Here is an 11,020-nt window from a genome sequence, read left to right as displayed (position 1 = left end):
TAGAAGTATATAAAGTGAGGATATTATCAAAAGAACTAATTCCGGAATCGCAGCTCCCTTTTTAAAGGGAGTTTCTTTTGCTTAAGCATCTGGAATAATGCGCCAAACTATTTCCAAATCTGAAATAAAGTGATCAAACCGGCACACTATTTCAGGTTTTTCACCGGAGTTAATTTGAAATTAGGTGTCTGAAATAATGTGCTAGTTTACACTATGTTTTCCATTATTTTCACTTCCTCTCATATACCCAAGAGTATATCATGCATATATACACTATACATCCTATTTACAGTATGTACAATGATAAATTCTGATTTCCTCGTTTTTTTCACAAAAAAAGACCTTAATTTTTATTAAAGTCTTCAATGCATGTTCATATTTTCTACATTTGTATTAGCTTATGTAAGTCCTTAAAATTTAATTATTTACCCTGATTCCCATGCGCAGATTTCATATAAAACATAATTTCATCTAAAGAAGCTTTCTCTATCACAACGTGATCATCAAATACCTTTTGTACCTCTTCTGCATTTTTCGATAGAGCTTGAAAGACATCTTGAGAACGTTCTATGTGTATGAAGTGTGCTTCTGTATCCCGATCAAGTAAATCCGTACTTCCTTTCACTAAGACATATTGTTCCTGCAACTCATCCAAGCGTTGGTTAAGAAGAATTTTCCCTTTATTAACTAATACAATATAATCAGCGAAACGCTCCAAATCGCTTGTAGTATGCGTTGAAAAAAATATGCTTTTCCCCTCATTTACCATAACTTCCTGAAAAATATCTAATAATTCTCTTCGAAACGTTGGATCTAATCCTGCTGTCGGTTCATCCATAATAATTAATTCAGCATTATGAGATAAGGCAATAGCTATAGAGGCCTTCATTTGCATTCCCTTAGAGAAATTTTTAACAGATTTATTTAAAGGCAGCTCAAATTGATTAACGTACTTATTAAACTGTTTATTGTCCCACTGTTTATAAGCTGGAGCAACAATTTTAATAATCTCCTTCAAGTTTAGGAATTCATAATATATATTGCTGTCGTAGACAAAGCCTATTCGGTCTTTAATTTCTTTTTCATGATTGGCATAGTCCATTCCGAATACTCTTACTTTTCCTTTATCCGGTTGTAATAGATTCATTATTAACTTAATTATAGTTGACTTTCCTGAACCGTTTGCACCAATAAATCCAGTTGTGTATCCTTGTTTTATCTGTAAATCTATATTATCTATAGAGAATGTCTGAAGATTTTTAGAAACGCCATGCAACTCAATTACATTTTCCATTCCTCTCACTCCTCGTACAGCAACTTTAATAAATCTTGTAATTCTTCATAAGATAATCCGATCTCCTTACTGTTGGAGATAACAGCAGTTAATTGCTCTTCAATCACTCGCAGTTTTTTTTCTCTAATAACATCTAAATTTTGTTCTGCTACAAATGAACCTTTCCCAGCAATTAGGTATATGAACCCCGCCTTCTCTAATTCTTCATATGCACGCTTTGTAGTGATAACACTAATTCTTAAATCCTTGGCCAATTGTCTTATGGAAGGCAGAGCTGTTCCTTCCTTTAACTCACCTGAAAATATTTTAGATTGTATTTGTTTGAAAATTTGCTCATAAATAGGTTCTTTTGAGCTGTTAGATATAATGATTTGCATGCAGATACCTCCTCATCTGTGTGTATCTATTGATCATGTCACGGAAATCTTTGAAGTAAAAAAAACTTTTATCTTGCCCCCAACTTAATTCATATATGATTCAAGTATTTCTCTTTATATATTATATATACCCGCTATATACTGTTCAACTAACGATTGTTTTTCCTGCCTAAGAAAGCGCCCATTCTCTATTTAACGGAGGTGTGTTTTTTCGAATGATCCCTTAATCTGCCTTTTCGGGGGAATAGGTAAAACGCCAAACTGTTTTAAGTTTTCAATAAAAAAAGAGCCCTTTTGAAGACAGAAGGGTACTCTTCTAAAAAATTTTACAATAACCTTCATCTTTTTCTGGTTAAGTTATAGTTGCTTATATTTTGTCTTTTATCGTAGGCGCCCTGCTTATTACGTAAGAGTTGAAATTCTTTGGGCGGCAATACAATGATTTGATCTTCGATTTCAACAGTTTGTTTTTTTCGTCCAATTTGAGATTGCCAATCGTAACGATAGATGAATAGGCTATCCGATATCGGCGCAGCAATGCTTTTACACGCAGTACAAATTCAACGGGATCAAACGGCTTCACGATATAATCATCGGTTCCGCTCCGAAAACCGTCCACCTTATCTTTCGTTTCCCCTTTTGCGGTTACGATTAAAATCGGAACAGTCGAAAATTGACGTATTTCTTGGCATACATCAAAGCCATCCACCTTTGGCATCATAATATCAAGTATTACTAAATCAACCTGATTATTTCCCATCAAACATATGGCTTCTTCACCGTCAAAAGCTTGCAAAACCTGAAAGCCTTCAGGCTCAAGGTAAAGTTTTATAAGCCGTTGAATATGTATGTCATCCTCTGCTACCAATATCCGAATCACTTTCCATCATCCTTAAACTCGTATTCTCGTTTATTTGATTCCATCTCATATTATACTATTTTTATATTCAGATACTTGCACTCAAAAAGATTCGTTTTTTTACTGCATAGCAATCGTATTACTGCGAAATCAAAATATAAAAAAAGCCTAATTCATCGTTTTTGCAATAAAATTAGGCTTATCTTTTTTCGCTAAAGGAAATATACATTTTAAGTTTGGAAGTGTTTTTCCTGAATGGCTTTTTGAAGATTGAATTTCCGCACAATCACCAGGAGAACAAAAGCCGCCATGAAACAGGTGGCCCCTCCTGCTCCGACCAACACGTGCGAAACGCCAATCCACTTGGCCAGAAGCGCGCCCGCAGCAGGTGCCATAAGCATACAGAATGTTTGTAATGACGCGGCTGCGGCAGATACTCTTCCCATCATCTGTTTAGGTGTCTCTGATTGTAAAATATACCCATAGGGCGCCGATTCCCCAGAGGCCATGAAGCCGAGCAAAAAGGCGGCAAATCCCCATGCCAATGGAGGAAAGCGGATCATTCCCATACTGCCAAGCCCCATTAGAATGATGAATGACCCGCTAAAAAGAAATGCACTTGACATGACATGAATCGGTTTTCTTTTCCAACGCGTCCAATTCCCCATGAACAGGGAGCCTGCTACGCTTCCAAGACCTACAGCACTAATCAGCAGCCCAAAATCCCCTTCAGAAAAGCCAAGCTTTTGGGCAATAAATACAAATAGCCCGTCATACAGAAAAATGATAAAAAACGCTACAGAAGATAGAATGACTGAAGTTCTTAACAAAGGGGTTTTCGCAATGTGTTTCATGCCTTCAGTCAGTTCTTTCCAATAACCATTATTTTCAGATCTAACCGGGGTATCACTCTCCTTTTCATCCACGTTGGCAAGAGTCAATAAAAATAAAATAGCGATGAAAAAACCGGCAGCTTCAAATAAGAAGGGACTTTTTGCCCCAAACAAACCGATGATGCTTCCGCCAATGGCAGGACCGGCAATTTTCATCGTGTTCGCAGAAAGCTGGCTCAGTGTGACTGCCTCCGGGAGGTGTTTCTCTGGGATGGTCAACCGAATCGTGCTTTGTCTTGCAGGATCGTAAACGGCAGCGAATATCCCCTTTAAAAACACAAAAAATAAAAGAAAATATAGATTGGGAGAAAAAAACAGCCCTCCAACAAACACGATTCTGAACAATAGACAAACGATCATCACTTGCTTCTTGGGGAGCCGATCCACGAACACACTTGCAAAGGGACCGATGATTACCCAAGGCAGCCCCAATGTTATGATAACTGCGGCAATGGCTGTTTCATCCAGTCCCCAATGATAGGCAACAATAACTTGTAAAGCAATCAAATCCAGCCAATTGCCGAGGTCTGAAAAAACTTGTGCACCAAATAACGAACGGAATGGACGGAATGTTAAAGGCTTTAATATGCCGGCTTTCATGGCCTATTCTTCCTTATCCGCTTGGATCGTTTGCTTAGCCTTCCTTCGCCTTGCCAGCAGTTTTTCTGTATTCCCATTCGGGTCCTGTCCTTGGGGGAGCTGGTCTTTTTCCAATGCGTCTATCGCTTCTTCAATCCATTTTAACTCCGCTTCCAGCCGCATTTCGGTATACCGGATGGGCAGCATGCCCACTTTGCTGATGTAAGATATCCCGTTTGTCGGCCAATTTTTCACAAAATCGAGCAAATCTTCCGTTTTCTCTTTTCTTTTTTGCAGATGACCGATTAATACGGAGTATTCCATGTCTTCATGCCAGGCGGACATCTTCATGAATAATTCATCTCTAATAACCGGGTAGGCCGGGGGCTGTCGAAGCCAGTTTTCAAATTCCTCCCACCCTTTTGGAGTAAGCTCGTAAAGTTTCTTTTTACGTCCTCCCTCCTCCTCTTCAATCGAATAAATAAACCCTTCTTCTTCAAGCTTCTTCAATTTTGGGTAAATACTGCCATAACTCATCCCCCAGTACAGTCCGGCAGCTTTATGCTCAAACTCCGACTTTATATCGTAACCTGTACTGGGCCAAAAACTTAAAATGGCAAGAATCGAATGTTCGATTGACAACCTTGCATTCCCCTTTCACATATCATAATGATGTATCAATTTGATACATCATTATGATATGTGAAAGCGCTGTAAAAATCAACCAAATAACTGAAAAATCTTTAAGACGGGGCAATTCAAAGTTGGAACTGTGAAAACAGCCAAATGAAATAAAGCCCGGCACGATTGCCGAGCTTGTTTAGAAAAGGCAGAATGCAGCTTTCCTTCTAAAAGCAGAATGTCCAATTGTCGTCCTTGTTACTTCCTGTTGTTCATGATGTCGTCTTGTGTCTATTTTTTTCGGCAAAGCCCGTGGCTTCTGTTTTTAACCAATCGGCCATCTTCTCAATATCTTTTGAAAAAACCCGGTCATGTTCAATGAATGGCACGATCTTTCTGGCCTCTTCCAAAAACTCTCCAGTGACTGTCGCCATTTTCTCTTTTCCCCGCGTTTCCGCGGCCTGCAAACTGCAAATCGCTTCAATGGCCAATACACGTCTTGTGTTTTGGATAATTTGATACGCATGCCTTGACGCAATTGTTCCCATGCTTACATGATCTTCCTGATTCGCAGAAGATGGGATGGAATCAACGCTTGCCGGATGAGCCAATGTTTTATTTTCCGATACCAATGATGCCGCGACATACTGCATGATCATGGCACCTGACTGCAAGCCCGGCTCAGGGCTTAAAAATGGGGGCAGGTCATTTAGTTGCGGATTCACCAACCGTTCAATCCGGCGTTCCGAAATGTTGGCAAGTTCAGCCACTGCGATCGCCAGGAAATCCATTGCCAATGCAATTGGCTGTCCGTGAAAATTCCCGCCCGATAATACCTTTTCCCCGTTATCAAAGACTAAAGGGTTATCCGTAGCCGCATTCATTTCGATTTCCAGTTTCTCTTTTACATAGTTCAATGCCTGCCATGAGGCTCCATGCACTTGCGGGATGCACCGTATTGAATAAGCATCCTGAACGCGGATTTCTCCTTGTTTCGTTGTCAACCGGCTGTCTGACAGAAACCGACGGATCCGTTCGGCTACTTCCGCCTGCTCCCTGTAGCCGCGGACTATTTGAATATCCTCGTCAAATGCATCGATGATGCCGCGCAGGCCTTCAACTGTGACAGCAGAAATAAGTTCTGCTTGATAAGCCAATTTTTCGGCTTCCAAATAAGCGATAACTCCCATAGCCGTCATTGCCTGTGTTCCGTTGATGAGAGCCAAACCTTCTTTAGCCGTCAAACTGATCGGGAAAATGTCTTCTTTCGTCAAGGCGTCAATTGCAGATGTTCTTTTCCCTTTATAAAAGACTTCACCCTCTCCAATTAAAACAAGGGCCAAGTGCGAGAGAGGAGCCAAATCGCCGCTGGCTCCCAAGGAGCCTTGCTGTGGAATAACCGGATGAATGTCCGCATTGATCAAATCCAACAGCCTTTCGATGACAACTGGGCGAACACCTGAAAATCCTTTCAGCAACGCATTGGCACGAAGCAGAACCATCGCCCGCGATACGATTTCCGGAAAAGGGTCGCCGACTCCGCAGGCATGGGATCGAATTAAATTCAACTGTAATTCTTCGACATCTTCTTTCCCGATCAATACATCACTGAATTTTCCAAATCCTGTTGTAATCCCATAGACGATCCTTTCTTCGGACACGATTTTTTCTACCGCTATTCTGCTCTCTTCCACTCTCTTCATGCTATCCTCCGAAAAATGGACCTTATCCCGATCATACAGAACTTTCTTTACCTCGGAAAAAGTGAGTGAATTGCCATTAAGTGTGACCATTTGAATTCTCCTTTCATACTTCCTTTAGTTAAGTAAAGCAGCCATGAAAAAGGGGGCTATATCTTGGAATCGTGATGATTCCAAGATATAGCCCCCTGTTAACTAATCTAATAAACTATGGGCAATTATATATGGTTGATTCCCAATCCGATGGTTTCATGCTCGGATCCTTTCACTGGCGCTCCTATCGTCCCGTATAAAGCAACAGCAACCCAGTCTCCTTCCAGCTCATTGTCATACGGATTTCCCCGTAAAACAGCAAATGACAGGCCGACCGTTCGAAGGATGGAGCCTATTTGTACCTGGCCCCTTGTAATCCCATGCAGTGCTTCGATGATCGCATGGTATAGAGCATGCATCTCACGATAAACGTCCGAACGGACAATCCCGTTTTTCTTCGCGGCCGTTTCAATGGCAGCGACCACTTTATGCGCATCCATCGAACCAACTTTCCCTATACAGCCTTTCCATTTTGACTGCTCCAGTTTTTTCAACTGCTCGGCGGGATGATCGGACAGCAGGAGGAGAACCGCATGACGGCCAATTCGACGATCTTTATTCAAAGACATATAAAACAACTCTTTTTCTAATAACTAAACTGATCATCTCAATTGTAAGCGCTTTTCGAATTCATGTCAATAAGTTTGACGGTTGCCATGCCACAGACATTGGAACTGCTATGCCGGAAACCCACGGCATTTCCATTCTAATCATCCTTATCTGCTTCTTCAATTCGCTCGTTTATCTCTTGTTTTTCTTCACTCCACCAAAGTACATTATTTGTATCTTCTATGACTTCTTTGATTTCATGTTTTTCTGCAACTGCGGGAGGAGAGCCGCGCAGCGGTTTTCCGGAAGTGTTTTTCAGGAATAAAGTAACAAACACAATTCCAATTAGCGAAGCGAAAATTAAGTAATATGCCGGCATTAGCTGGTTTGTGGTGGTATTAATCAACCACGAAATCAGCAGAGGAGCCGTTCCTCCAAATATCGATGCGGAAATATTGTAAGTAACTGCCAAGCCCCCGTACCTGACTTCTGTAAAAAACAGAGATGGCAGCTGTGAAGTCATCGTGCCTTTTATGCCTGACAAGAGTGCACCTAATATCATCAATCCTAAGAAAACGAGCCAATTACTGCCGCTTCCAATTAATAAAAACGCTGGAACAGCCAACAAAATAATACCCATCAAACTCATCTGAATGATTCGTTTATTTCCGACCCGATCTCCAAAATATCCTATGGCTAATACAATCGGAATCATAATAAACATAACAACCAAAATTAACAGGAGCCCTTTGGTTTCTCCATAGCCCAAAACCGCTGTTAAGTGAGAAGGCATATAGGTCAGGACTGTATAATCAATCACATTATAAAAGAACACTAAGACCAAACACATAAATACCGAACGGCGATGAAACAGAAATAGTTCTTTCATGGAGACATGCGGCTTTTTACCTTCTTCTTTTTTCTCCTCCATCGCAGCAAATGCAGGTGTTTCTTCGAGATGGTTCCTGAGATACAGACCTATTATGCCAATTGGGCCGGCAATCAAAAATGGCACCCTCCAGCCCCAATCCAGCATCGTATCTGACCCCAAAGCATAGGTGAGTACTGTAACCAGCCCGGCACCGGCTATATATCCGGTTAGTGTGCCAACTTCCAGCCCGCTTGCCATAAACCCGCGCTTTTTGTCTGGTGTAGATTCAGCAATAAAAGTCATTGCGCCGGCATATTCTCCGCCCGTGGAAAACCCTTGCACCAATCTTGCACACAGCAATAGAATCGGTGCAGCTATTCCAATAGATGCGTAACTTGGAATCAACCCAATGCTGAGTGTGGCAGCGGCCATCATAATTAATGTGACGGCTAAAATTTTTTTTCGCCCAAATCGATCACCCAACATTCCAAAGAACATCCCGCCAATCGGCCGAACAAGGAAGGCAGCCGCAAATGTTCCGAAGCTAAATACCAGCTGGGCAGAATCGCTTACACCCGAGTAAAACACTTTCCCGATGACAACAACCAAATAGGAATAAATGCCGAAATCAAACCATTCCATTGCATTCCCCAATGCAGTAGCCACGACAGCTTTTTTCGCGATATCCGCGTCTATAACTGTTACATCATCCTTGTGGAATTTGTATTTTCTTCGTTTGTTTTTTTCTTTTTTCCGATCCATTGCAGAATCCTCCTTGACCACTTCCTTTCATAGCTTTTCCCCCAACTGCAAAATTTTATGACGATCTTAAAGCTGTCTTTCGTTCCTAGAAAATATCGGGATGATAACATCGTGCCTTTGGAGACATTATTTTTACCTTTAAGTCACAGTTTTGTTGAGACATCCCTTGCTTTTTTCCAAAAGTGGCCATCTGTTGATATAATTGAAAAGTTAGACCACCTATTTCGGTGGTCCCATAAACTTTGCAGGAATAGTTATAAGCTGCCCAAATCAATCCAATCAGCTTAAAGGATTTCCCGTTGCTGGATCTTTTCGCCTTACTTGCTTTTCCGTTTTGATAATTGGGTTCTATCCTCCATTTGGGGAGGTTCTTCCATCCACCCATGTTTTATTGCGAGGTTTCCCCCATCATTCGCAAATTCCAAAATATCCTTTGCAATCATCATCATTTTCATTGGCAAATCTTTCCTTAAGCTGAAGGAGGTGCCGATAGCACTGCTGCCTATCCCAAAATCACTTAACAAAGGACGTGTTATACAACATAAGCTTATCTGAAAAAGGGGACATTGTTGAGTCTGTTACTCCTCCGGCTGACGTGGACGGAACATTGATGTCGCTATCTAATAACACTTCAGTAAATTTCGAGATGATGGTTTTAGCCAATTCTTTACCCCGGAAAAAGTATTTCGCAATCTCTTCTTCCTTAGCTACTTGAGCAAACCCTGTCATTAATTTCATCCCCAAAATATTTGATTCAATCCCCTGATAAAGATAAGCCACTTCAATAGTATTTAATGATCTTCTGTGACCCATTATTTTAAATCCTGAACGGTACTCCTTGCCTTCCGCAAACTTTACATGCTTAGGTAAAGTCACATATGGAGATTTTGGGAGCACGCCCTTGCCCAACTAACACTGGGTCGCACTCACCAAAATTTCCTCGGCAAATTCCGAGGATTTTCTGTACAGCCCCATAATATCCTTCCGGTAAGCCATCGTCATATGCAATGCGTGAATACCTGTGGCAATTTTCATCATTGTACGCAAATACATGACATCAAAAATGTCATCAAATAATCGTGGAGCATCACAATTCACATCTTTTTCAGTGAACCCAACCGGAACTACCGCTCCTTCTTGCTTGAAAATCTGAGCCAGTTCACTAACAAATTCGGTTTCTCCTTCGTAAAATGTTTGCAATACTTCTATGCATTCTGGATCTTGATTTTTTGACAAAAGGTAATCAACAACTCTTACCATCATCGTCTTTTTTTGGTAAACAATCCAAAGGGTTGCTAGCTCAGATGACGTTAACGGTATATGCTTTGTATTCGTATTGTTTTCAGTCTCCATTTGGTTTTAATCCCTGCCCTCGATTATATAAGGATATTTTCCCTCCCCATCGCATAAAATATCCCACTTTATTTCCCTCAGGCTATGAAGTTAAAGAGTTTTTTATTCAAAATAATATCAATCCAACGGTCAAATATGAGATTTCCGATGATCAATCGATTATAGCTTTGGTCAAGGCAGATCTTGGTATTAATATTAGGCCAGAACTTGTTCTTACAAACGCACCGACTGGAATTAATGCAATTGATTTCGAAAAAGAGGCATATCGGATAATTGGACTAGGTATTACAAAGCAACCATCACATGCAACAAAAAGTTTTATTTCTATAGTTTCTGATTTATACAACTCAATGAAAAGTTAAGCACCATCGATACTTCCACAACTTAATTGTCATACTATCTCAAGGCAAAAAAAATAGAACCTCCCTTGAGACCTAACAAGTTCCAGGGATGGTCTATTTCATTGACTACTCGAGCCAGCCACTCTTTGAGAGGCGACTATCGTAAAAGACCGTAAGTGTGGCCAGCACTTGCGGTCTCTTTTTACTTTACGAGCTTTAAATGTTCAGAGTAATATCTTAGAGCTCTCCCATAATTGCCTATTCCTGCGTCATTCGTAGTTTCTACAAGTGTCTTTAACATAATTTCCAGTGCTTTTTGATGTTCATTTAGACTATTTAAAGTAAGGGCCTTAAAAATATCGAGTGGCCGGTAATCCGGAAATAGATCTTTCCCTTTTGTTAATACATCAAGAGATTTATGATAAGATCCTAATACTCTTACGTACTACCTAAACAAACATATGCATCTTTTAACAGTTCATCGGGCAAACCAATTTTTATCGCTTTTTTATAAAATTCCAGTGCTTCTTCTTCTAATCCCAGAGCATCATGAATTTGACCGCATTGAAAGTTGATTTCAGCATTCATTGGCTGATCGTGTAATATTTCAACTGAAACCTCTCCCCATTAAAATGGGGAGGTTCCCGGACCCTAAAGAGTCACGGTCCATTGCGACAAATCGCAATGGCGCGTGTGTACTTTGTGCTTTTCCCTTTCCGGATGAGGTT

At 40.7% G+C, this 11,020-nt stretch carries 13 protein-coding genes; 1 reads left to right on the top strand and 12 read right to left on the bottom strand.

Annotated features, from left to right (window positions below):
- Positions 1 to 421: 421 nt before the first annotated feature.
- From FS666_RS17860 to FS666_RS20375, 11 genes are all read right to left on the bottom strand, one after another.
- Positions 422 to 1,294 (bottom strand): ABC transporter ATP-binding protein, encoded by an 873-nt coding sequence (locus FS666_RS17860; protein WP_144463625.1) that lies wholly within the window; start codon positions 1,292 to 1,294, stop codon positions 422 to 424.
- Positions 1,295 to 1,299: 5 nt separating this feature from the next.
- A complete protein-coding gene (locus tag FS666_RS17855; protein ID WP_144463624.1) occupies positions 1,300 to 1,671 on the bottom strand; it encodes a GntR family transcriptional regulator in 372 nt (123 codons plus the stop codon).
- A 367-nt stretch (positions 1,672 to 2,038) separates the two neighbouring features.
- Positions 2,039 to 2,551, bottom strand: a complete 513-nt coding sequence (locus FS666_RS17850; protein WP_144463623.1) for a response regulator transcription factor — start codon at positions 2,549 to 2,551, stop codon at positions 2,039 to 2,041.
- A 209-nt stretch (positions 2,552 to 2,760) separates the two neighbouring features.
- Positions 2,761 to 4,023 (bottom strand): MFS transporter, encoded by a 1,263-nt coding sequence (locus FS666_RS17845; protein WP_144463622.1) that lies wholly within the window; start codon positions 4,021 to 4,023, stop codon positions 2,761 to 2,763.
- Between the two features lie 3 nt (positions 4,024 to 4,026).
- Positions 4,027 to 4,644, bottom strand: a complete 618-nt coding sequence (locus FS666_RS17840; RefSeq protein ID WP_144463621.1) for a PadR family transcriptional regulator — start codon at positions 4,642 to 4,644, stop codon at positions 4,027 to 4,029.
- A gap of 251 nt (positions 4,645 to 4,895) precedes the next feature.
- Positions 4,896 to 6,416 (bottom strand): histidine ammonia-lyase, encoded by a 1,521-nt coding sequence (gene hutH / locus FS666_RS17835; RefSeq protein WP_144463620.1) that lies wholly within the window; start codon positions 6,414 to 6,416, stop codon positions 4,896 to 4,898.
- Between the two features lie 125 nt (positions 6,417 to 6,541).
- Positions 6,542 to 6,985, bottom strand: a complete 444-nt coding sequence (gene hutP / locus FS666_RS17830; protein WP_144463619.1) for a histidine utilization transcription antiterminator HutP — start codon at positions 6,983 to 6,985, stop codon at positions 6,542 to 6,544.
- A 137-nt stretch (positions 6,986 to 7,122) separates the two neighbouring features.
- The gene (locus FS666_RS17825) at positions 7,123 to 8,598 is read right to left on the bottom strand and encodes an MFS transporter (protein ID WP_144463618.1); all 1,476 of its coding nucleotides are present in this window, start codon (positions 8,596 to 8,598) and stop codon (positions 7,123 to 7,125) included.
- A 317-nt stretch (positions 8,599 to 8,915) separates the two neighbouring features.
- A complete protein-coding gene (locus FS666_RS20520) occupies positions 8,916 to 9,122 on the bottom strand; it encodes a DUF3231 family protein (protein ID WP_260842235.1) in 207 nt (68 codons plus the stop codon).
- The gene (locus tag FS666_RS20380; protein WP_244943950.1) at positions 9,112 to 9,411 is read right to left on the bottom strand and encodes a DUF3231 family protein; all 300 of its coding nucleotides are present in this window, start codon (positions 9,409 to 9,411) and stop codon (positions 9,112 to 9,114) included. The genes FS666_RS20520 and FS666_RS20380 overlap by 11 nt, the downstream gene beginning before the upstream one ends.
- Positions 9,412 to 9,507: 96 nt before the next feature.
- Positions 9,508 to 9,882, bottom strand: a complete 375-nt coding sequence (locus FS666_RS20375; protein ID WP_244943951.1) for a DUF3231 family protein — start codon at positions 9,880 to 9,882, stop codon at positions 9,508 to 9,510.
- Between FS666_RS20375 and FS666_RS17815 the strand changes: the two genes are divergently transcribed.
- The gene (locus FS666_RS17815) at positions 9,828 to 10,313 is read left to right on the top strand and encodes a LysR family transcriptional regulator substrate-binding protein (protein ID WP_244943952.1); all 486 of its coding nucleotides are present in this window, start codon (positions 9,828 to 9,830) and stop codon (positions 10,311 to 10,313) included. The genes FS666_RS20375 and FS666_RS17815 overlap by 55 nt on opposite strands.
- A 417-nt stretch (positions 10,314 to 10,730) precedes the next feature.
- Here the strand turns inward: FS666_RS17815 and FS666_RS19940 are convergent, their stop codons facing one another.
- Complete coding sequence (locus tag FS666_RS19940; RefSeq protein WP_186306612.1) at positions 10,731 to 10,880, bottom strand: hypothetical protein; 150 nt, start codon at positions 10,878 to 10,880, stop codon at positions 10,731 to 10,733.
- Between the last annotated feature and the right edge of the window lie 140 nt (positions 10,881 to 11,020).

The sequence above is a fragment of the Siminovitchia fortis genome, from assembly GCF_007681465.1.
Classification (GTDB): Bacteria; Bacillota; Bacilli; order Bacillales; family Bacillaceae_C; genus Siminovitchia; species Siminovitchia fortis.
The sequence above is the reverse complement of the archived record's forward strand: the minus strand, read 5'-3'. Positions and strand labels throughout refer to the sequence as shown.